This window comes from Leifsonia sp. A12D58, from assembly GCF_047530025.1.
GTDB lineage: Bacteria > Actinomycetota > Actinomycetes > Actinomycetales > Microbacteriaceae > Cryobacterium.
The window spans coordinates 386931-409394 of the sequence record NZ_JBLJAT010000001.1 but is presented as its reverse complement, the minus strand read 5'-3'; the positions used below and the strand labels follow the sequence as shown (position 1 = coordinate 409394).

Annotated in this window: 13 protein-coding genes; 5 read left to right on the top strand and 8 right to left on the bottom strand. The window is 64.3% G+C overall.

Annotated features, from left to right (window positions below; genetic code table 11):
• Positions 1 to 9 precede the first annotated feature (9 nt).
• From ACMT3I_RS01980 to ACMT3I_RS01955, 6 genes are all read right to left on the bottom strand, one after another.
• Positions 10 to 1335 (bottom strand): MFS transporter, encoded by a 1326-nt coding sequence (locus ACMT3I_RS01980; RefSeq protein ID WP_414802762.1) that lies wholly within the window; start codon positions 1333 to 1335, stop codon positions 10 to 12.
• Positions 1336 to 1407: 72 nt separating this feature from the next.
• Entirely contained in the window at positions 1408 to 3525 is a 2118-nt protein-coding gene (locus ACMT3I_RS01975) for an alpha-galactosidase (protein WP_414802761.1), read from the bottom strand.
• 7 nt (positions 3526 to 3532) lie between these two features.
• Positions 3533 to 4855, bottom strand: a complete 1323-nt coding sequence (locus tag ACMT3I_RS01970) for an ABC transporter substrate-binding protein (protein WP_414802760.1) — start codon at positions 4853 to 4855, stop codon at positions 3533 to 3535.
• A gap of 84 nt (positions 4856 to 4939) precedes the next feature.
• Complete coding sequence (locus tag ACMT3I_RS01965) at positions 4940 to 5896, bottom strand: carbohydrate ABC transporter permease (protein ID WP_414802759.1); 957 nt, start codon at positions 5894 to 5896, stop codon at positions 4940 to 4942.
• Positions 5896 to 6813: a carbohydrate ABC transporter permease gene (locus ACMT3I_RS01960; protein WP_414802758.1), complete on the bottom strand. Its 918-nt coding sequence runs from the start codon at positions 6811 to 6813 to the stop codon at positions 5896 to 5898. The genes ACMT3I_RS01965 and ACMT3I_RS01960 overlap by 1 nt, the downstream gene beginning before the upstream one ends.
• Positions 6810 to 8864 carry a beta-galactosidase gene (locus tag ACMT3I_RS01955; RefSeq protein WP_414802757.1) on the bottom strand — a complete coding sequence of 685 codons (2055 nt, stop codon included), beginning with the start codon at positions 8862 to 8864 and terminating at the stop codon, positions 6810 to 6812. Before ACMT3I_RS01955 ends, ACMT3I_RS01960 begins: the two co-directional genes overlap by 4 nt.
• A 181-nt stretch (positions 8865 to 9045) precedes the next feature.
• Here ACMT3I_RS01955 and ACMT3I_RS01950 point away from each other — a divergent pair, with 181 nt between their 5' ends.
• The 5 genes from ACMT3I_RS01950 (at position 9046) to ACMT3I_RS01930 (ending at position 17972) form a co-directional block, all read left to right on the top strand.
• A complete protein-coding gene (locus tag ACMT3I_RS01950; RefSeq protein ID WP_414802756.1) occupies positions 9046 to 10068 on the top strand; it encodes a LacI family DNA-binding transcriptional regulator in 1023 nt (340 codons plus the stop codon).
• 574 nt (positions 10069 to 10642) lie between these two features.
• Complete coding sequence (locus ACMT3I_RS01945) at positions 10643 to 12793, top strand: RecQ family ATP-dependent DNA helicase (RefSeq protein ID WP_414802755.1); 2151 nt, start codon at positions 10643 to 10645, stop codon at positions 12791 to 12793.
• 86 nt (positions 12794 to 12879) lie between these two features.
• The gene (locus ACMT3I_RS01940) at positions 12880 to 14553 is read left to right on the top strand and encodes an APC family permease (protein WP_414802754.1); all 1674 of its coding nucleotides are present in this window, start codon (positions 12880 to 12882) and stop codon (positions 14551 to 14553) included.
• A 113-nt stretch (positions 14554 to 14666) separates the two neighbouring features.
• A complete protein-coding gene (locus ACMT3I_RS01935) occupies positions 14667 to 15788 on the top strand; it encodes a hypothetical protein (protein ID WP_414802753.1) in 1122 nt (373 codons plus the stop codon).
• A 39-nt stretch (positions 15789 to 15827) separates the two neighbouring features.
• On the top strand, positions 15828 to 17972 hold the full coding sequence (locus ACMT3I_RS01930; protein ID WP_414802752.1) for a S9 family peptidase: 2145 nt from the start codon (positions 15828 to 15830) through the stop codon (positions 17970 to 17972).
• Between the two features lie 95 nt (positions 17973 to 18067).
• On the opposite strand, the gene ACMT3I_RS01925 is transcribed toward ACMT3I_RS01930, so the two are convergent.
• Together ACMT3I_RS01925 and ACMT3I_RS01920 are read right to left on the bottom strand one after the other, a co-directional pair.
• Positions 18068 to 21136, bottom strand: a complete 3069-nt coding sequence (locus tag ACMT3I_RS01925; protein ID WP_414802751.1) for an AAA family ATPase — start codon at positions 21134 to 21136, stop codon at positions 18068 to 18070.
• Positions 21133 to 22425 (bottom strand): exonuclease SbcCD subunit D, encoded by a 1293-nt coding sequence (locus tag ACMT3I_RS01920; RefSeq protein ID WP_414802750.1) that lies wholly within the window; start codon positions 22423 to 22425, stop codon positions 21133 to 21135. Before ACMT3I_RS01920 ends, ACMT3I_RS01925 begins: the two co-directional genes overlap by 4 nt.
• Between the last annotated feature and the right edge of the window lie 39 nt (positions 22426 to 22464).

Below are 22464 nucleotides of genomic sequence, written 5' to 3'. Positions count from 1 at the left end.
AGGCAGGCGCTAGCCCGCTGTTGGTTGCTGAACTCGCGCGGCTGCGATCGCGGCGCGGCCCGACGGGAGCAGCACGGCCACGGTCATCAGCAGAATCGTTCCAACACCGCCGATGATCATCAGCAGTTGCACGCTGATGACATCGGCGAGCGGACCGAACACCGTCATGCCGACAGGGGTCGCCAGCGCCATCACGATGCTGACATAGCTGAACACACGGCCGTGCATCTCTGGCTCGACACTCTCTTGCACGAGCGTCATGACAGGTGCCGAGAACAGCGGCACCAGCAGTCCGATCGCAAACATGAATCCGTAGAACGTCCAGAGGTTGGGCGCCAGCCCCAGCCCAACGGTGAGGATGCCGAAGCCGAAGGTCGCAAAGAGAATCAGCCCGATCCTGCTGCGCTTGGCCAGTACCGATGCGATCAGGGCTCCGCCGAACATCATGCCGACGCTGAAGGCGATCTCGAGCACCGTGACCATCCAGACCTCGGTACCGAAGGTGCGGGCGACGAACAGCGGCGCGATGAACGTGGGCGCGACGGTGAGTACGAAGATGATGGCGAACACTCCGAGCAGCCAGCGAACGACCTGGTGTCCCCAGATATAACGCAAGCCCTCGACGAGGTCTTCACGGTACGTCGATGTCTTTGCGGCAATCGACGCGAGCGTCGGCACGGCCACGAACGCCAGGAAGCCAATTCCGATGGCCGCTGTCACGACATCGATGAAGAACACCGGAACGATGCCGAACAGACCGAACACCGCACCGGCCGCTGCTGGGGCGAGCAGCGCCATCCCCGACTGGATGGTGCCGAAAATGCCGTTGACTCGCAGTAGCTGTTCGCCGGGCACGATCTGGGGAATCATCGCCTGCACGGCAGGAGTCTGCACCCCCGCCCCGATCGATCTGGCCGCGACGGCAAGCAGAATGATCCACAAATCGGTGACACCGTTCAGCATCAGCAGTGCGAGCACAAAGGTGACAACCGCGATTGAACCGTCGGCCAGGATGACCAGCAACCGGCGGTTCATCCGGTCGGCGACCACACCGCCAAAGATCGACACAATGCCCTGCGGCAGGAATGCCGCGATGGCGTACAACGCGATAGCGAAGCCCGATTGGGTCTCGAAAGTGACCCACCACATCACCGCGTACTGCACGATCATCGAGCCGAACAGCGAAATCGTCTGGCCGCTCAGAAACAGGGTGACGTTGCGTTTCCAGTGTGCAGGAACCTCGGATTCAGGCACATCAGGCACGTCGGATGCAGGCACCGCAGCGGGCACAGAAGCAGGCTCGGTGGAAGATTCGGTGGAGGGTTCAGCAGTCACGTGTTCACCGTAGCCGTCACCTCCGACGGCCGTCATCCGTCTGCAGACGGAGACGAGAGGGATGAGACCGGGTTACGCCGCGTCGACTGAGAACAACTGCGCCTGCTCGGGCGCCAGCAACGAACCGGGCAGCCCGACTTCGGCAAGTACCCGGCCGCTCAGCGTCACGCTGCCTGCAGCCTGCCAGGCGGGCGGCGCATCCTGAATCGCCCGTGGCAGCGCACGGGCATCCGTGCCAATCACCAGTGGTGTGACCGTGTATGTAAGTTCGGGATCGAGGCCGGGGAACCGCAGCGGGGCGGGAATCGCAGCCCGAGGTGCGGCGAGTGCCACCTGGGCGAACACCGCTGATCGGCGGTCTGTCGAGACGACGCCGTGCAGGGCGAGTGACGGATCGCTGCTGTCTGCGCGCACCACCGTGCCGCTGTGAAGCAGTCCCCTGAGCGCTGTGTGCGTCGCGATCCAGGCACCGATGGTGGCTCGCTCGTCGGCCGTCGTCGTGGTGAGGTCCCACTCGATTCCGGCGCTGCCGAACAGTGCGGTGGCCAGCCTGAAACTGAGGTCTGACGTACGCCAGGTGGTGTGCGAGGTCGCAGCACCCAGGTGTCCGCCGAGGTATTCCGGTGGCACCAGGATGCTCGTATAGCGCTGGATGGCCTGGCGTTCGAGTGGGTCGTTGGTGTCGCTGGTCCACACCCGGTCGACGCGTTCGAGGATGCCGAGGTCAATGCGAGCGCCACCCGATGCACATGACTCGATTTCGACATCCGGATGCGCCGCGCGCAGCGCATCGATCAGCCGGTAGAGAGCGGCCGTCTGGCGGTGAGCGGATCCGCCCAGCAGGTCACGGTTGTGATCCCACTTGAGGTAGGCGATGGGATATTCAGCCAGCAGCGCGTCGATGCGCGAGAAGAGGTGGTCAAATGCGTCAGCGTTGCCGAGGTCAAGCACTCGCTGGAAGCGCCAGGTGAGGGCATCGGCCGGGCCGACCACCCAGTCGGGGTGCTCCCTGGCCAGGTCTGAATCAAGGCTGACCATTTCGGGCTCGACCCACAGGCCGAACTCGAGTCCGGCTCCGTGCACCGCATCGATCAGAGGGGTCAGTCCGGCCGGCCATTTCTGGCTGTCGACGAACCAGTCGCCGAGGGCACGGCGGTCGTCGGTGCGTCCGGTGAACCAGCCGTCGTCGAGCACGAAGCGCTCAACTCCCACTTCGGCTGCTGCCTCGACCAGGCGCGTCAGCGTGGGCAGGTCGTGGTCGAAGTAGACAGCTTCCCAGGTGTTCAGTACGACAGGACGCGGGCGGCTGATCGTCGACCACGACCTGATCCACGGATGCAGCCTGTCGCTCAGTCCGTCAAGCCCGGCGGCCGAGTAGACGGCGACGGTCCACGGCGAGGTGTAGCTCTCGCCCGACTGCAGGCTCAGCTCGCCGGGGGCGAGAAGTTCACCACTGCCGAGCGTGGAGGCGCCCAGGGCCGAGCTTTCGGCCCACTGACGCTTGTCGCCGCTCCACGCCAGGTGGCTGGCCCATACCTCGCCGTGCCTGAAACCGAATCCGGGGGTGCCGGCTGCCATCAAGAATGCGTCGTCGTGGCCAGGGCGACCGTGTCGGGATTCCCGGCTCCAGACGCCGTTGGCCAGCGGTGTGCGTTGCGGCTGACGCTCGTGGGTCCAGAGGCCCGCGAAGTCGAGGATCTCCCGCGCGCGATCGGGCAGCGGAAGTGTGACGTCGAGCGAAGTGAGCTCGAAGGCACTCTCCCCCTCGTTGGTGATGGTGTGCCGCACCCGCAGGATTCCCTGCGGAGTGAGCTCGATGTCGGTGACGATAGTGAGCTGCCAGGCGGCATCCGTCAGCGTGATGCGCAGCGCCGATTCAGCGGATGCAGCGGATGTCGCCTGCACGTCGCGCACGGTGAACGACTGCTCTGGAGCCTGCCGACCGGCACGGAAGCCCGCGAATCCAGGCCGACCGCTCCAGCCTTCACTGACGCCGGGCAGCAGTGAGAGTCGGAGGGGAACGTCGATCGAGCTCGGCGAGATCGCGGGAACGAGCGCATCGGCCAGTGTGGCCAGCTGCGAATCGGCGAGCTCTCCGAGATCTGCACCCCAGTGCACGATCGTGGGAACCCGCGTACCGCGGGCATCAATGAGAAGACTGACGCCCGCGGCACGAAGGTGGTGAATCACTTTTCAACTACTCCTTGACAGGAATCGACTGCGCCTTGAGCGCCTTGATGGTGGATGCCTGACCTGACTTCAAGGCATCGGCCAGAGTTCCGGTGCCCGAGACAGCAGCCTTGAAGCCGTCAGAGACGTCATTGTAGGTCTGAGTCATCGTCGGGCCCCAGGTGAAGTCAGGGTTGACCTCAGCGGATGCCGCTGCGAACACATCATAGATGGCCTGTCCGCCGTAGAACTCGACGCCTTCCTTGAGAACCGGAAGGTTCAGGCCGTCCTTGGTGGCCGGGTAGATGTTGGCCGACTCGTTGAGCATGGTGAGTGCCTCGTCAGAGGTGTTCAGCCAGAGCGCGAACTCTGCAGCCTCGTACGGGTGCTTCGAGCCCTTGAAGACTGCAGTCGAGGATCCGCCCCAGTTGCCTGCTGCGGTGTCGCCGGCCTTCCACTGCGGTGACGGGGCGACAGCCCAGTTTCCCGCGGTGTCAGGAGCACCACTGGCGATGGAGTTTGCACCCCAGACAGCGGAGTTCCAGGTCCAGACCTGGCTGGAGTTGTATGCGTTGTCCCACTCGCTGGTCCAGGCCGGGTACGTCGAGACGAGGTCGCGGTCGATCAGGTCCTGCCAGTAGTCGGCAACCGTGATGGATGCGTCACTGGTCAGGTCGACGGTCCAGTCTGAACCGTCGTTCTGGAACCAGCTGCCGTCGGCCTGCCAGACGAAGCTGGCGAACTGGTTGATGTCGCTCTGCGAGAAGTTGGTGATGTATCCACCGGCAGCGCGCACCTTCACGGCAGCATCCGCGTATTCAGCCCACGTGGTGGGAATCGCGATGTTGTTTGCTGCGAAGAGGTCAGCGCGATAGAAGAGAGCCGTGGGACCTGAGTCCTGCGGGACGGCGTATGCGGAGCCGTCTTCGCCGAAGCTGACCTGGTTCCAGGTCCAGTCGACGAACTTGTCCTGGGCGGCAGCGACGTTCTCGCAGGCACCGAGGTCGGTCAGGCCGTCCTGCACCCGGAAGTTGGGCAGCGCGTCGTATTCGATCTGGCCGAGGTCGGGCGCGTTGCCGGCCTTCAGCTGGTTGAAGAAGTTCTGGTAGGTGCCGCCGTTGCCGTTGGGGCCGGTCTGGACGGTGACCTGGATGTCGGGGTTCGCCTTGTTCCAGACGTCAACGACGTCTTCAATTCCGGGGATCCACGAGGTGAAGCTCAGTGTGACTGCTTCGTCAGACGGAGTGCAGCTTGACGCATCGGTGCTGTCTGATCCGGATGATGTGGCACAACCGGTCAGCGCCAGGCTGGAGAGCAGGACGACGGTGACCGCTCGCTTCTTGAGTTGCATGATTCTCCTTGGTTAGGGGTGTTGCAGGAATTGTGTTGCTGGGGTGAATGGTGCTGGGGGTAGATGGTGCGGGGTGTTGCCGCGCTACTTGACCGAACCGGCACCGAGGCCGTTACGCCAGAAGCGCTGCAAGAACAGGAACGTGATGATGAGCGGAATGATCGACAGCAGTGCACCGATCAGCACATAGCCACGCAGTTCTGGAATCTGATTCACCTGCGAGTTCCACGCGTACAGACCCAGCGTCACCGGGAAGAGCGTCTCGTCACGCAGCATGATGAGAGGCAGGAAGAAGTTGTTCCAGATGGCGACGAACTGGAACAGGAACACCGTGACCAGGGCGGGGAACATCAGCTTGACCGACACCGTGAAGAAGGTACGGATCTCGCCGGAACCGTCGAGCCTGGCGGCCTCGAGCAGTTCGTCTGGAACGCTGGATGCCGCGTAGATGCGCGTCAGGTACACACCGAACGGGCTGACAAGGCTGGGCAGGAACACCGACCAGAACGTGTCGGTCGCGTTGATCTGGCTGAAGATGAGGAACAGCGGGAGCGCAAGTGCCGTGGCCGGCACCAGCACACCGCCGAGCACGATGTTGAACAGCAGGTCCCTGCCGGGGAAGCGGTACTTGGCCAGGGCGTAACCGCAGGCTGCGGCGAGCACGGTGGCGATAAGTGCACCGAAGCCGGCGTAGAGCACCGAATTCAGCATCCAGCGCAGGAACACGCCGTCGCGGTACGCCACCAGGTTTCCGATGTTGGTGAACAGCGAGAAGTCGGCAAACCACAGCGGATTCGTGTTGGTGAACTGCGACTGGTCCTTCGTCGACGAGACGAAAAGCCACCAGATCGGGATCAGGAAGTAGACGGCAGAGATGCCCATTACGAGCATGGCGCCACCGCGCGAGAAGATGCTCTCCCTGGGGCCGCCGAGTGCGGCATCCGGCTTGGTTGTTTGACGCTTGGGCCGTGTCGACTTCGGCGCGCTCGTGCCGGGTTCGGTCGGTGCCGACGCGCTGGGCTTCTGGGCAAGAGTGCTCATTAGTCGGCCTTCCGCTGGGTGAACTTGAGGATGGTGAATGACAGCGCGAAGGTGGCGACGGCGAGCACGACCGACATCGCTGCAGCGAGGCTGAAGTTCGGAATTGATGAGGTGGAGTACACGGCCAGGTTCGGGGTGAACGTGCTCGTGACAGCCGAGCTGAATGTGCGGAACACCTGCGGCTCAGCCAGCAACTGGAGTGTGCCGATGACCGAGAAGATGGCCGTGAGCGTCAGGGCTGGGATGATCAACGGAATCTTGATCGACCAGGCGATCCGCATCTGGCCTGCACCATCGAGCTTCGCTGCCTCGTAGATCTCGGTCGGGATGGCCAGCAGTGCCGAGTAGATGATCAGCATGTTGTAGCCGACATAAACCCACGTGACGACGTTGGCCATCGCCCACAGAACCAGGTCTGCCGAGAGGAAGTTGATGTTGCCGGTGATCGCCGTGAACGGCGACAGGTTCGGCGAGTAGAGGAAGCCCCACATGATGGCGGCGATGACGCCGGGAACGGCGTACGGCACGAAGAATGCCAGCCGGAAGAACTTCTTGCCCCGTACCAGCGGGGAATCAAGCAGCAGCGCGAGGAGCAGCGCGAATCCGAGCATGAACGGCACCTGCACGACACCGAAGGTGAGCACTCGCCCGATCGACGACCAGAACGGCCCGTTCTGGAAGACCGCGATGTACTGCGTGAAACCGCCGAACACCTCGTGTGCCTCGCCGAACGTGCCATCACGCTCGATCACGAGCAGCGACTGGTACACGGCGTACCCGATCGGCACCAGGTAGAACAGGGCGAACAGGATGCCGAACGGCAGCACGAACGCAAGTATTGCCCGCTTGTGCGGCACAGGGGCCTTCGGCCTCTTGACGTGAAGAGGAGTATTCGCGCTCGTCACTGCTGCACTCATGCTGCGTTCTCCATTTTCGTTTCTCGTTCCTTCACAACACGGACGGCTCCGGCGGGAACGGTGACACGTGTTTCGACGCCCTCGCCGGTGACGAGCTCGATTCCGCTGGTCGCAACGGTGATGTCGTCGACCGAGTGGTTGATCACGAACAGGTAGTCCTGCGTCGTCTGCTGTGACTGTGCGCGGCGACGGATGACCTCGACCGAACCATCGGTTTCGGGGCCCGTCGGTGTCACTCCCGCCTCTGCAGCCATGCTGCGCAGAAGCGCCTTCAGGCCGTCGCGGTCGAGGACTGTCGCAACGTAGCGAGCAACCCCGCTCTGATAGTCGTGGCGGGTGACCGCCGGCACGCCGACAAGCGGACCGTCGGCGTAGCGTGCGATCACGTCAGCGCCGGTCGACCTCAGGCGTTCTGCCCAGAGTCCTGCCGACGATCCGTCATCGAGGCTCACCTGATCTGTGGGCGCAAGCGGGACGAATTCGTCGACGCTGACACCCAACATCTCGCGGAATGCGCCGGGGTATCCCCCGGTGCGCACGCGGTCATCTTCGTCAACGATACCGCTGAAGAAAGTGACGAGAGCGCTGCCGCCTGCTGCGACATAGTCGTTGATATTGGTGGCCTCGACATCCGTCACCATATAGAGGCCGGGCACGATGACCATTCGGTAGCCACTGAGGTCGGCTCCAGGTGCAACGACGTCGGTGGTGATGCCGAGATCGCGCAGTGCGCCGTGCGCCGCGTGCACCTGCTGCAGATAGTCGACGCTCTTCGACGGGCGTGATTCTCCGTCTGCGCTCCACCAGGAGTCCCAGCTGAACAGGATGGCGACATCGGCGACGACGCGGCTTCCTGCCACCTCGTCGAGACGATCGAGGGTTGCTCCGAGCTCGACGACCTCGCGCCAGAGGTCGGTGTTCGTGCCGGCGTGCGGCAGCAGAGCTGAGTGGAACTTCTCTGAACCCTGCAGCGATGCGCGCCACTGGAAGAAACACACGCCGTCGGCGCCGCGAGCGACGTGGGTGAGTGAGTTGCGGGTCATCTCCCCCGGCTGCTTGGCCAGGTTGAGGGGCTGCCAGTTGACGGCGCTTGTCGAGTGCTCCATGAGGATCCACGGCGCGCCCTGAGCCAGGCCCCTGGTCAGGTCGTCAGAGAACGACAGTTCAGCCGTCGGGTCTTCCAGACGGTTGTCGAGATAGTGATCGTTGGCGATGACATCCATCTCGGGAGCCCACGACCAGTAGTCGAGGTTCTTGATGTGTGCCGTCACCATGAAGTTTGTGGTGATGGGGATGCTGCTGTGTCGACGCAGTACCGCGTACTCGGCGCGGTAGTAGTCGAGCAGTTCGTCAGAACTGAAGCGGTGGAAGTCGACGACCTGAGACGGGTTGCTTGTCGAAACGGTCAGCATCGGCGGGAGGATTTCGTCCCAGGTGCCGTAGCGCTGGCTCCAGAAAGAGGTGCCCCACGCTGCGTTCAGTGCATCGATCGTCGTGTAGCGGCGTTCGAGCCAGCGGCGGAACGCCTCTGCGCTCTCCTCGTTGTAGCAGAGGGCGTTGTGGCAGCCGAGTTCGTTCGACACGTGCCACAGCGCCACAGCGGGGTGGGAGCCGTAGCGCTCTGCGACCTTGTCGACGAGCAGAAGTGCTCGCTCGCGGAAGACGGGCGAGCTCGGGCACCAGGCCTGGCGGCCACCGGGGTAGCGAGTTGTGCCGTCAGCCATGATCGGCAGGATCTCGGGGTGCTTGGTGGTGAGCCACGGCGGTGTTGACGAGGTGCCTGTGCCGAGGTTGACGCGGATGCCGTTCTCGTGAAGCAGCTCGATGATCGCGTCGAGGCCCTCGAAGTCGAAGACGCCGTCACGGGGCTCGATGTGTGACCAGCCGAAGATGTTGATCGCGACCAGATCGACGCCGGCCTCACGCATGAGTACGACATCCTCCTGCCAAACCTCACGGCTCCACTGCTCGGGGTTGTAGTCACACCCGAACGCAATGCCGTCGTGAACGAACGCGGGGCGTTCGTCGGTTGAGGTAGATCGCGAAGTCACTGCACTCTCCTGTGGTGGATCTGGCTGTCGAGGCCCTTGATGAGCTGGTCAATAATTGGCCAGCTCTGTGAACGTGCACAGACTCGACGGTGACTACTCGACACTGAGGATCTGGGAACGTTCACAGATTAGCCACAGCGCTTGCGAGATGTCAACACGACACTCCCGCTACAGTGGTCAGATGTCCACCGACCGCCCCCGTCAGAAGCGCGCGACGATCATCGATGTCGCCAGAGAGGCCGGGGTGTCCCGAGGCACCGTCAGCCGGGTCATCAATGGTGAGCGATACGTCTCTGCAGAGTCTCAGTCCGCCATCGAGGCGGCGATCGCGAAGGTTGGATACCTACCGAATACCGCGGCTCGCAACCTCGTCATGCAGCGCACACTCGCCGTTGCTTTCGTGGTGCACGAACCAGCATCATTGTTTGCCGAAGACCCTAATATCGGCGCGATCATGCTCGGCGCGAACGCCACGCTGTCCGATGCCGACTACCAAATGGTGCTTCTCATCGTCGACTCCGAGCGCGATACCCAACGCGTCTCTCGCTACCTGAGCGGCGGGTTCGTCGACGGTGTGATCATCGTCTCCGCCAGGGCGTATGACCCGATTACCCGCGTCGTCGAAAAGATTGGCCTGCCGGCAGCTTTCGTCGGCCATCCCCCAGACCTGCCCCAGATTCCCTTCGTCGGAATCGATAACCGTTCATCTGCTCGGTCCATCACCGAACGTCTCATCGCGACCGGCCGCTCGCGAATTGGCATGATCGCGGCGGCTCTGGACCGCGACTCCGGAGCTGACCGGCTTGCCGGTTTCAGGGACGCCCTCGGAGACCGGTTCGACGAGAACCTCGTCGAGAGCGTGCCCCTGTACGAGTTTTCCGCCGGAGTGAGCGCCATGCAGGAGCTGCTGAAACGGGAGCCGGACATCGACGGAGTGTTCGCCGCCTCGGATGCTGTCGCTGCCGGTGCAATGAACGCACTGCGCGCAGCGGGCCGGTCAATCCCCCGTGACGTGGGCATCGTCGGATTCGACGACAGCACCTGGGCGCTCCGTACCAAGCCGACGCTCTCCACCGTGCATCAGCCGGCGCAGGGGCTGGGCGAAGCTGCAGCGGCCTCGATCCTCGGCCAGTTACGCGGAGAGCCGCCCCAGCTGGGTGGCATCCTGCTCGAAACCCCGGTGGTCTGGCGCGGATCGGCATAGCTTCTGTGCTCGTGCGGTGCGTCTGCGTGACTTTTGTGGTTCGTGCGGTGCGTCGTCGTGGCTTCTGTGGTTCGTGCGGTGCGTCTGCGTGACTTTTGTGGTTCGTGCGGTGCGTCGTCGTGGTTTCTGTGGTTCGTGCGGTGCGTCGTCCCTTGGGCGCTCGGGGTGCTCCGGGTGCTCCGGCGCTCCGTGCATAACTCCTGCAATTCTCAATCTGCGGCCGCCCACAGACCTGTTTAGGCCTCCAACGCGCCATCCAGCAGGAGTTATGCACGGGGCGGGCCCAAACAGCCGGGATGGGACTGCCCCGCCCGACAAAAGCACAGCCGGCATCAGAACAGCCAGTGCACCGACCCTGCCGTGCATAACTCCTGCAATTTTCAATTTGCAGCCGCCCACAGACCTGTTTCGACCCCAAACCCGCCATCCAGCAGGAGTTATGCACGGTGCGGGCCAAACACGACGGGACAGCACCAGCATGAGCGGCAGCACGAGCGGCAGCAGGAGTTATGCACGGGCCGCAGCCCCGCCACAGCACGGCGCGACTGTCAGCAGTAGCTGCCAAGCTGGAGGCATGAACGAGACCGACGGCACGACGAGCACGAGCGATACCCGCGACCGCGCACTTCAGATTCTGCGCACGCTGGTCGGGCGCGACGATGCCGACTTCCATGACGGCCAGTTCGAGGCCATCGAGACTCTGGTCGATGAGCGTCGCCGCGCACTCGTCGTGCAGCGCACCGGGTGGGGCAAGTCCGCCGTCTACTTCGTCGCCACGCTGCTGCTGCGCCAACGCGGAGCCGGCCCGACGATCCTTGTCTCTCCCCTGCTTGCGCTTATGCGCGACCAGGTCGCCGCAGCAGCACGTGCCGGAGTGCGCGCCATGTCGATTAACTCGTCGAACGCCCACGAGTGGAACGATGTCCTCGCCGCACTTGCAGCCGATGAGGTCGACGTACTGCTCGTTTCCCCCGAACGGCTCAACAACCCGTCGTTCCGCGACGAACAGCTCCCGGCTCTCATCAGCAGGGTCGGCCTGCTCGTCGTCGACGAAGCGCACTGCATCTCTGACTGGGGGCATGATTTTCGGCCAGACTACCGACGCCTGCGCGACCTGATCGCCGAGATGCCTGCGGGCGTTCCGGTGCTCGCGACGACGGCGACGGCCAACAGCCGGGTGGTGACGGATGTCGCAGAGCAGCTGGGCACGGCAACCGAGGGTCACGCCGAGGTCGTCACGATCCGTGGTCCGCTCGCCCGGGCGTCCCTGCGCCTCGGCGTGCTGCGCCTGCCCGATGCCAAAGCCAGGCTCGCCTGGCTGCTCAGCCACATCGACGAGCTGCCGGGCAGCGGCATCATCTACGCGCTCACCGTCGCCGCAGCTGACGACACGGCCAGGCTGCTGCGTGAGGCCGGGCACGAGGTGCGCGCGTACACCGGCCAGACCGACACGTCGGAGCGGGAAGAGAGCGAACAATTACTCAAGGCGAACAAGGTGAAAGCCCTCGTCGCGACGAGCGCCCTCGGCATGGGCTTCGACAAGCCAGACCTCGGCTTCGTGCTGCACCTGGGTGCGCCGTCCTCTCCCGTTGCCTACTACCAGCAGGTCGGTCGAGCAGGCCGCGCCACCGACAACGCCGATGTGCTGCTGCTGCCTGGCCCCGAAGACGAAGCGATTTGGCAGTACTTCGCCACCTCATCAATGCCCAGCCAGAGCAGAGCTGAAGCCGTGATCGGCGCGCTTGTCGAGAACGGCGGTGCTCCGCTATCCACTCCGGCGCTAGAGGCCAGGGTCGATATCCGTCGCAGTCCGCTCGAGCTGCTGCTCAAGGTTCTCGATGTCGACGGCGCCGTGCGCCGGGTCAAGGGAGGCTGGCTTGCTACCGGCCAGCCATGGGTCTACGACGCCGAGCGTTACCAGCGCATCGCTGCGGCCCGAGTGGCCGAGCAACAGCACATGCTCGAGTACGAGCGCACGACCGAGTGCCGCATGGAGTTCCTGCAGCGTGCCCTCGATGACGACACCGCAACCCCCTGCGGACGCTGCGACAATTGCGCGGGCGTCTGGTATCCGACCGATATCGCGTCAGACGCCTCAGATCAGGCGGCACACTCGCTCGAACGTGTCGGCGTGGTCATCGAGCCGCGTGCCCAGTGGCCGACGGGTGTCGCCAGCCTCGGAGTCAACGTGCGCGGCAACATCCCGCCCACCGAACGGCTCTCCCCCGGCCGCGCCGTCGCCCGGCTCACCGATCTTGGCTGGGGCGGCACGCTACGCACCATCTTCGCGCCTGCCACACCGGATGCCCCGGCGAGCGCCGCACTCATCTCGGCGGCCGTGCAGGTGCTCGCCGAGTGGAACTGGGAGGAGCGGCCCGCCGCGATCGTGAGCATGCCGAGCCGGCGTCATCCGCTGCTCGTTGACTCGGTCAGCCGGGCGCTTTCCGAGATCGGTCGCATCCCGCTGATCGGATCCCTTGAGTTGGCGAACGGTGGCCCGCAGGGCGAGGCCGGTGGCAACAGCGCGTACAGACTGGCGAACGTCTGGGATCGATTCGCCGTCGGACCAGAGCTCGACGACGCGCTGCAGGCGCTGGCCGGTCGACCGGTTCTACTGGTCGACGACATCGCCGACAGCCGGTGGACGCTGACGGTCGCCGGCCGGCTTCTTCGCAAGCATGGGGCAGGCGCTGTGCTGCCGTTCACTCTCGCACTCCGGGCGTAGCCGCACCCCACGAGGCGGCGTAGCATTTCTTGCAATCAGGCCCCACGCCGCCTCACGCGACGGCCTTGTGCAAGGGACGTGCACGCATGAGTACAACAGGCTCTCCGATTCCCCAACCCACACCATCCGGGCGAGCAGGATCCTCCGGGCTGACAGGCGCATCCGGCCAATCCGGGTCACACTCGGTCGATAGCAAAGGCCTGGATGACGGTCGGCTCGGCTTGACCTCGAGCATCGTCATCGGCGTTGCATCCACTGCACCCGCCTATAGCCTCGCGGCCAGCCTGGGCTTCATCGTCGCCAGCGGCGGCGCTCTCCTCTCCGGGGTGAAAGCTCCTGGGATCGTGCTTCTCGCGTTCGTGCCGATGTACTTCATCGCCGTCGCTTACCAGGAGCTCAACAAGGCCGAACCCGACTGCGGCACCACCTTCACGTGGGCCAGCAGGGCGTTCGGCTCGGTGACGGGTTGGATGGGCGGCTGGGGCATCATCGTCGCGGATGTCATCGTGATGGCGAATCTCGCGGCCATCGCCGGGTCGTACACCTTCATCTTCATCGGCGAACTCGGCGTCCCAGGCGTCGCCGACCTCGGAAGCAACGTGTTCTGGTCGACAGCCGTCGGGATCCTCTGGATTGTCGTGATGACCTGGATCTGTTACCGCGGCGTCGAGATCACGGCTCGTGTCCAGATCATCCTGCTCAGCATCGAGGTGCTGGTGCTCATCCTGTTCGCCACTTTCGCTCTGGTGCGTGTCTTCTCGGGCACTGCCGAGTCGTATTCGATTATTCCGACGCTCGACTGGTTCAACCCGTTCACCCTCGACTTCGGGAGCATCATCGCGCCCGCAATGCTGACGGCTATCTTCCTGTACTGGGGCTGGGACAGCGCCGTGTCCGTGAATGAGGAGACCAAGGACCCGAGCAAGACCCCTGGTCGCGCCGCCGTGATCAGCACCGTGCTGCTACTCGTGACCTACGCCCTGGTTACGACTGCAACCGTCGCGTTCGCCGGTGTCAGCACAGACGGTATCGGCCTTGGCAATGAGGCGAACGCAGAAGACGTGTTCTCTGCCATTGGTCCCGTACTCTTCGGCAACAGCGTTATCGGCCATATCTGCGTGCTCTTGCTGGCAGCATCCATCCTGACGTCGGCATCCGCTTCAACCCAGACGACTATCCTCCCCACTGCACGAACCGCGCTCTCGATGGCGACGTACAAGGCGATTCCCGCGCGGTTCGCGCGCATCCACCCGAAGTTCCTGACCCCCACGTGGTCAACGATCGGCTTCGGAATCGTCTCGATCGCCTTTTACCTGATCTTCACGCTGATCAGCTCGAACCTGCTCAACGCCCTGATCGGTTCGATCGGGCTGATGATTGCGTTCTACTACGGGCTCACCGGGTTCGCCTGCACCTGGTTCTACCGCAAGACGCTCACCTCGTCGTTCCGCAATTTCATCATGCGCGGCCTGTTCCCGCTCCTCGGCGGCCTGATGCTGCTCGCGGTGTTCATTTACGGCACCATCCAGTTCGCTGCCCCAGACTGGCTGACCGACGACAACGGCAATAACGTCACCATCTTCGGAATCGGTGCCGAGGCTGTCGTCGGCATCGGCGGCCTCGTACTCGGGCTCATACTCATGGGAATCTGGTGGATCAAGCATCCCGACTTCTTCCGCGGAAGGACGCTGCCAAGGCGCTGGGACGAGCCTGGAGCAGAGCCGACAATCATCGTTCCACCCACCCTTGAGAACCGCTGAGGCATCGCCGGCAACGGGTCCGTTTGGGGTTCCCCTCTATGAACGCCGTCAGCAAACTCATAGTCTGGAATTCAGCGGATGCCTCGCTTCTCGTCGATTCGAAGGAGATTGATATGCAACACACCGATATCCCAACCCGAAGCGAAATCGAAGATTTGGCTACAACTCGGGAACCGGGGTGTGTGTCGATCTACCTCCCGACGGGCAGCCTCCCCACCGAGGCCGATGTCTGGAAAATAGAACTCAAGAACATGCTCAAAGCCGCCACAGAGCAGCTCTCAGCAGCCGGCACCGACGAGAAGGTCATCGCCTCGATCAAGTCCGCTGTCACCGCAAAAGTCGACGATCCCACCTTCTGGCGCTACCAGTCGAACAGCCTCGCGATCTTCGTGTCTGGCTCATCGTTTTACGCATACCGCGTTCCGAATCGTCTGGAATCAGCCCTCGAAGTCTCTGACCGGTTCTACATCAAGCCCCTGATCCGTGCCGTCACGTTCCCGCAGTCGGCATTCATCCTTGCCCTCGCGCAGAACTCGGTGAGGCTCATCGAGATTTCCGTTGCAGAGCCGGCCAACCGACTGGCTGTTCCCGGAATGCCAACCGATGTCGCCAGTGCCGTCGGCCTCGAGTCGATCAAGGGCCGTACCGCTGACGGTCGCATCCAAGGCAGCGAAGGCCAGAAGGTTCGGATGCGCGAGTATTCGCAAGCCATCGAGCTTGCGATCCATCCGGTTCTCGCCACGTCGAGCAGGCCGCTCATCCTTGCGGGCGCCGAACCACTCACCAGCATCTTCAGATCGGTGTGCACGTATCCGCGCTTGGTCGAGCCCGTGATCGCCGGCAACCCGGAGGATCGCTCCGACGAACAACTCGCCGCAGCAGCCAGGCCGCTGCTCGACGAACTCTATGCGTCGGTACTCGCCGACATCAAGGACCGCTTCGGTACCAGCGCGGCGCACGGCCGGGCAGTGATCGACCTGACCGACGTCGCCAGGGCCGCCACGAGCAAGGCGATCGAGACGCTACTCGTTGACATCGATCAGCGCGTTCCCGGTTACATCGACGATGAGACAGGTGCTGTCACTCTGAGCGACGAGGATGACGCCTCGAACTATGGTGTCGTCGACGAAATCCTCCGCCGTGCCCTGCTCTCGGATGCACGAGTATTCGCTGTGCGTGCCGAGGATGTTCCCGGCGGCGGCGCTGTCGCCGCGACCGTACGATTCCCGGCCTGAACCGCGAGGCGAACCAGCTAGTCACGTACGCTGAGAACCATGATCACTCCTCCCGTCGCCGCTAAGAAGCCGACTGAGCGTATCCACCACAATGACGTCTACATTGACGACTACGAGTGGCTGCGTGACAAGGACAATCCGGAGGTTCTGGCCTATCTCGATGCCGAGAATGACTACACCGAGGCCCGCACGTCACACCTCGGTATCCTCCAGGAGCTGATCTTCGAAGAGATCAAGGAACGCACCCAGGAGACCGATCTCAGCGTTCCGGTGCGCCGCGGGCAGTGGTGGTACTACACCCGAACCGTCGAAGGGCTCGAATACGGCATCCACGCTCGGGCACCGATCACCGACCCGGATGACTGGACGCCGCCGGTGCTGGAGGCCACCGAAGGAGTGCCAGGCGAGCAAGTACTGCTCGACGACAACGTCGAGGCAGCGGGGCACGATTTCTATTCGCTCGGCAGCTACGACATCAGCACGGATGGCACCCTGCTGCTCTACGCCGTTGATATCGAGGGTGACGAACGCTACACGGTGAAGATCCGCGTCATCGAAACCGGCGAGAACCTGGCCGATGAGATCGAGAACACCGGCGGCGGGGCGATGATCGACCCGACCGGTCGCTTCATTTTCTACACCACCGTCGACGACGCCTGGCGCCCAGACACGGTCTGGCGTCACGAGCTCGGCACAGCAGTGGCCGATGACGTGTCGGTGTTCCACGAGCCTGACGAACGGTTCTGGGTCGGCGTCGGTCGCTCCCGCAGCCGCAAGTACCTCATGATCGAGGCCGGTTCCAATGTGACGAGCGAGACCAGACTGCTCGAAGCCGCGAACCCCACCGGCGAGTTCGAGGTAGTGTGGCCGCGCCGAGACGGCGTCGAATACGACGTCGAACACGCGGTGATCGACGGCGAAGACCGGCTGCTCATCGTTCACAACGATGACGCGGTGAATTTCGAACTCGTCAGCGTTGCAGCGTCAGACCCACGCGGCATCAAAAAGATGCTGCTACCGCATCACGACTCCATCAGGCTTGAAGGTGTCGACGCGTTCCGCGATTTCGTCGCCGTTGAGTACCGCCGAGATGGCCTCACCCGGGTTGCCGTCGCCCGTCGCCGCGAGAGCAAGGATGATCGCGGTGGCCTCACCGAGCTGACGTTCGACGAGGAACTCTTCTCCGTCGGCACATCGGCCAACCCCGAATGGGAGCAACCCCGGATTCGGCTCGGCTACACGAGCTTCGTGACCCCGTCATCTGTCTACGACTACGTCGTTGCGACGGGCGAGCTGATCCTGCTCAAGCGCCAGCCCGTGCTCGGCAAATACGACCCCACCCTGTTCGAGCAGCGACGGGAATGGGCAACCGCCGAGGACGGCACCCGCATTCCGATCTCGCTGGTCTACCGCAAGGATCTCGTCGCGCCAGGCACCCCGGCCCCCACCCTGCTCTACGGCTACGGCTCTTATGAGCACAGCATCGATCCCGGCTTCGGTATCGCCCGACTGAGCCTGCTCGATCGCGGAATGATCTTTGCGATCGCTCACGTGCGCGGGGGCGGCGAGCTGGGTCGCACCTGGTACGAAGAGGGCAAGAAGTTCCACAAACGCAATTCGTTCACCGACTTCATCGCGTGCGCCAATCACCTGATCGACAACGACTACACCGCGCCAGACCGCCTGGTTGCCGAGGGTGGCAGCGCCGGTGGCCTGCTGATGGGTGCTGTCGCCAATATGGCGCCGAGGCTCTTCTCCGGAATCGTCGCCGAGGTGCCGTTCGTCGACCCGCTGACCACGATCCTCGACCCATCACTCCCCCTCACGGTGATCGAGTGGGACGAATGGGGCGACCCGTTGCATAATCCAGAGGCGTACGCGTACATCAAGTCGTACTCTCCGCTGGAGAATGTGCACGAGACGAGCTACCCACGCATCCTGGCCGTGACAAGTTTGAACGACACCCGCGTGCTCTATGTCGAGCCGGCGAAGTGGGTGGCCAAACTGCGCGAAGTGGGAGCGGATGCGCTGCTCAAGACAGAGATGTCGGCCGGACACGGCGGGGTATCCGGCCGTTACAGCGCGTGGCGCGAGCGGGCTTTTGAGTACGCCTGGATCATCGATGCCGCTGGCGCGCATCCGTCTGGCGAAGGCCGCAAGTCACGCTTGCTGCGCGAGGAGTAGGCTAGGGGCTGAGTATCGCTCCGGCCCACCGCTAGTCGAGGAACAAGCGCCAGTGCGTGTCTCGACGAGCGGTTGGCCGATCCCTGAACCGCGGATCAGCCGGCTTGAATCTCGCTGTAGCCGCGATCGGTGACGATGATGCGCAGTTTGGCGGGGATCTGTTCTTTCATCGCGTCGACGTGGCTGATCAACCCAATCGTGCGTCCGCCAGCGCGCAGGCTGTCGAGCGTGCCCATCGCGATTTCGAGGGTGTCGCTGTCGAGCGACCCGAAACCTTCATCGACGAACAGGGTGTCGAGCGTGATGCCGCCGGCCTGGTTGGTGACGACTTCCGCGAGTCCCAGTGCGAGCGCGAGCGACGCCAGGAATGTCTCCCCACCCGACAAGGAGTTGGTCGCCCTGGCGCGCCCAGTGTGCTGGTCGAGAATCGTCAGTCCCAGCCCTGACTGGGTGTTCCGGTACTGCACCGAATCGTCGTGTTCCAGCGCGTAGCGTCCGCTCGTCATGGCACGCAGCCGGATGTTTGCCGACGCGACGATCTCTTCAAGCTGGGCGGCGAGCACGTACGTTTCGAGGCGCATCCGCTTGGTGTTCGGGTCTTTTCCTTGAACGACGCTGGCCAGCTCGTGCAGCTGGGCGTACTCCTCCTGCAGCTGGGCGGATGCCGCAGACTCGTCGCGCACTTTCGCAACGATGCGGGCCAGCTGGCCCTGGCGCTCGGCGACGACGCTGCGCTCCCTGAGCGCGGCGTCGCGGGCAGCCCTGGCGTCTGCGAGCCGCGCCGTCGGGCCCTCGAGCTCGACGGGCTCTGCGGGAAGGCCGACGATCTCAGGTTCAGCCAGGATCGACAGCGCCGTGCTGCGCGCCTGGTCGTGCAGGGTTATCCGCGCATCGAGGGCGGCCATCTCGGCACTCGTGCGCCGGGCAACAGCAACATCGTCTTCGGTGACGAATCCCTGCTCGCGCAGCTGCTCGGTGAGGGCCGCCGCGGCTGAGGCGTAGGCGCTTCGCGCTGACTGGGTGCTGCGCAGCGCCGCCGCGAATGACGTAGCTGCGGCCAGGGCATCCTGCAGCCAGCTCGCCCGCCCTGCGACGGACTCGAATGCGCCGCGGTAGCGCGCGATCCGCGTGCGGATGTCAGCGCAGGTGTGCTCGACCTCGGCAAGCGTGGCCGCCGCGGTCTCCTTCTCGTCACGCAGCGCGGTGAGGTGTACCGCCGCCCCCTCCAGCTCGCCGCGGAGCGCCTCGTGCCTGGCCTCAAGCGCAGCTACGCTTCGGGCAGCCGTCGTGGCCTCCGCCAGCGCTGCACGCGCATCGATGAGTTCGGCGTCCAACTCGTCGACGGTCTTGCCGGCCGCCGCTGCGCGCGCTTCGGCGAGTGCAGTAGCCGCGTGCAGGACGCGTTCGTGGGCGGCGTCCATCTCGCCTCGGCGCACGTCGGCCGCGCTGCGTGCGCGCTCGACGTCGTCGGCGGTCACCGGTTCTGCCTGGGCCGTTGCGGGTGCGGGGTGTGCGGGCGACCCGCAGACAGAGCACGCCTCCCCCGGCTGTAATTCGGCAGCCAATTCGGCTGCGTGCCCGGCCAGGCGTCGACGCATCAGGTCGTGGATCAGCGCTGCTGCCGTCGAATGCTCGCCGCTGGCATCGGTCTCCGCGGTGAGTGCCTCGCGGTGCTGGGTCTCGAGGGCGATGGCCGAGCGCGCGGCGTCACGGGCAACCGTCAAGCGGTTGATCTTCTCGGTCGCCGCCTGCTGGGCGGCAGCGGCAATCTGCGCCTCGGTGAGTTCAGCGGCGACATCGTCGATCTGCGCCGGCACCGCGACGCTGCGAGCGGATGCTTCCTCCAGCTCACCCTGGATGTCGCCAACGCGACGTTGCAGGCTCTCGACCTCCTGCAGCAGTGTCGGGAGTCGGCGTTCGTCGGCGCGAACGGTGTCGAGGGTACCGATGGTGCGGGTGAGTTCGTCAATCGTTGCGGCGAGCGACTCCGTCGGGGACGCCAGCTCTGCCGGTGTTGCGGACGATTCCGCAGCGAATGGCTCGAATGCCTCGCGTGCCTCCTCCTCTTCGGTGAGCGCTGCGTCGCGGGCCGCTTCCGCATTCTGCCTGGCCACCAGGTGCGGCCAGACGACGGCCGCCCTGTGCGCCGCAGCGAGCGCGCGTCGATCGGCCTCGATGCCGTCGCGATTCGCATCGAGCTCCCCGAGCGTTGCCGCGGCACCATCGCGACGGATCTGCAGTCGTTGGATATCGACGAGAGCGCGCACCGTGGCATCCGCTGCGTCGAACGCAGCATCGGCTTCTTCGGCCATGAGGGTCGCGGCATCGAGTTGTTCGTCGATCGCGGCAAGCGCCGCCTCGAACCACGACAGTGTCGGGGCGCTCGTATTCAGGGCATTCGTGGCATTCGTGGCATTCGCAGCGTCATCGCCCGTTGCAGGCCCAACGGCAGCGTCGAGCAGGGTGCGCACCTGCGATGCCTGCTGTTCCAGCTTCTCGCGCGCGGATTCCAGCTCGGCGGCCAGCGCCTTTCGCCGTTCGACGAGCGTGGTCTCGATGTGATCGAACCGTCGCGTGCCGAAGAGGCTGCGGAGTACCGCCTGCCGATCGTCGTTCTTCGACAGCAGGAACTCCTGGAAACGGTTCTGCGCCAGCAGGATCACCTGCAGAAACTGGTCTTTCGTCAGACCCAGGACGCGGTCGAGCTCATGGCCGACGTCAACGGGCCTTGCCGCTACCCCCACCCAGTCGCTGTCATCGGTGCGAGACCCCCCGGCACCAGCATCCGCACCGCCGGCTTCGCTCCGCTGCGACAGCACGGCCGTCGGTTTCTGCAGGGTGGTGCCGACTCCCCTGGCTTTCGGTCGCTCGAATTCGGGGCTGCGGCGTACCTGGTATTCGGTGCCGTTGACGCTGAAGACCAGCTCCACGAACGTCGGGTCATCTGGCGTGCAGTAGTCGCTCCGCAGTTTCTGCTGGGCGTTGTCATAGCGCGGAATGCTGCCGTAGAGCGCGTAACAGATGGCGTCGAGGATGCTCGATTTTCCGGCGCCGGTCTTGCCAGTGATCAGAAAGAGGCCGTCGTCCCGAAAGCGTTCGAAGTCGACGTGCTGCTCATTCTTGTACGGGCCGAACCCGGCGACGGTGAGTCGCTTGATCCTCATACGCTGGCCCGCCCGGCAGCGCCACGCGCGGTGCCGGCGTGCTCGGTTGATCGGTCGGCAGATCGATCGGCAGACCCACCCGCGGCAACGACCTCAGCGAGCACCTCGGCCAGCACGTCGTGCTCGAAGCTCGACGGGCCGACGCCGTTACGCACGTGCTCGAGGAACCCGGCCACGATCTCATGGTCAGCCTTCTTGTGCACGCGGTCTGAATACGACGTCTTCGCCGTCGGCGCGGTGAACGCCGGGCGATGCTCCAGCGTGACGCACCAGGGGAAGCGCTCCTGCAGGCGACGCATCGAGTCCATCGGCCGCACCTGGTCGGTGAGCACCGCGGATACCCAGTGCTCCTCGTGCTCGGCGAGCGCCGCGTCGGCGAGGAGGGTGTCGATCGTGCCGGTGAGCACGACAAGAGCACGCGGCACAGGAAGCGGTACCCAGTCAACGGATGCCAGGCCACCGGCGTCCAGCTCGACCAGCCACGATCCGCGCGGCTTGTTCGCCTCAGAGAATGAATAGTGCAGCGGAGCGCCGGAGTACCGCACCCGGTCGCTCAGGGCAGAGCGGCCGTGGATATGGCCGAGAGCTACGTAGTCGGGGCCGTCGAAGACCGCGAGCGGCACGTAGTCGAGGCCGCCGGCGGTGATGTCCCGTTCAACATCGGTGGCCTCTGTAGTTCCTGTCGTCTCGGCGCCCTCGGCGGACTCGGCGGACTCGGGCGCCGAGAGCGCCGAGAGCGCCACTCCACCCACGGCGAAGCAGTGCGAGATGACAACTGACCGGCCACCGCGGGAATCAAGGTCGGCCCTGATCCTGTCGAGAGCGAAGCCGAGGGTCTGCTCGTGGGTGCGCAGCGTGGCATCCGGATAGAGGTGCCGAATCAGCGCCGGCTCAAGGTAGGGAATGCCGTAAAAATGCACAGGGCCGTGCTCATCGGTCAGCGTGATCGGCTGGTCGAGCTGTTCCGGCCTGGTGACGATGTGAATGCCGGCGAGGCTGGCGAACTCAGAGAGGTAGCCGAGGCGTGCTGCAGAGTCATGGTTGCCACTCGTCATGACGACTGTCGCACCCGTGTCGCGGATGGCACGCAGGGTGTCGGTGAGCACCGTGTAGTAGTCCGCTGCCGGCGTGGCCGAATCGAAGACATCCCCGGCGACGACAACCACGTCGACACCGTGCTCCCGCACGGATTCCACCAGCGCCATGAGCACGGTGCGCAGGTTCTCCACCGTCGAATGCCCATGGAACGTGCGTCCGATGTGCCAGTCCGACGTGTGCAGGATTCTCATATGTTCACGCTAGCTGCTACCCCTGACAGTCCCTGGCGC

What these genes read in the sequence shown, in the direction of transcription:
- ACMT3I_RS01920 (WP_414802750.1), bottom strand. Translation starts at nt 22,425, where the DNA reads ATGAGAATCCTGCACACGTCGGACTGGCACATCGGACGCACGTTCCAT.
- ACMT3I_RS01935 (WP_414802753.1), top strand. Translation starts at nt 14,667, where the DNA reads ATGCAACACACCGATATCCCAACCCGAAGCGAAATCGAAGATTTGGCT.
- ACMT3I_RS01930 (WP_414802752.1), top strand. Translation starts at nt 15,828, where the DNA reads ATGATCACTCCTCCCGTCGCCGCTAAGAAGCCGACTGAGCGTATCCAC.
- ACMT3I_RS01945 (WP_414802755.1), top strand. Translation starts at nt 10,643, where the DNA reads ATGAACGAGACCGACGGCACGACGAGCACGAGCGATACCCGCGACCGC.
- ACMT3I_RS01960 (WP_414802758.1), bottom strand. Translation starts at nt 6,813, where the DNA reads ATGAGTGCAGCAGTGACGAGCGCGAATACTCCTCTTCACGTCAAGAGG.
- ACMT3I_RS01925 (WP_414802751.1), bottom strand. Translation starts at nt 21,136, where the DNA reads ATGAGGATCAAGCGACTCACCGTCGCCGGGTTCGGCCCGTACAAGAAT.
- ACMT3I_RS01940 (WP_414802754.1), top strand. Translation starts at nt 12,880, where the DNA reads ATGAGTACAACAGGCTCTCCGATTCCCCAACCCACACCATCCGGGCGA.
- ACMT3I_RS01965 (WP_414802759.1), bottom strand. Translation starts at nt 5,896, where the DNA reads ATGAGCACTCTTGCCCAGAAGCCCAGCGCGTCGGCACCGACCGAACCC.
- ACMT3I_RS01950 (WP_414802756.1), top strand. Translation starts at nt 9,046, where the DNA reads ATGTCCACCGACCGCCCCCGTCAGAAGCGCGCGACGATCATCGATGTC.
- ACMT3I_RS01970 (WP_414802760.1), bottom strand. Translation starts at nt 4,855, where the DNA reads ATGCAACTCAAGAAGCGAGCGGTCACCGTCGTCCTGCTCTCCAGCCTG.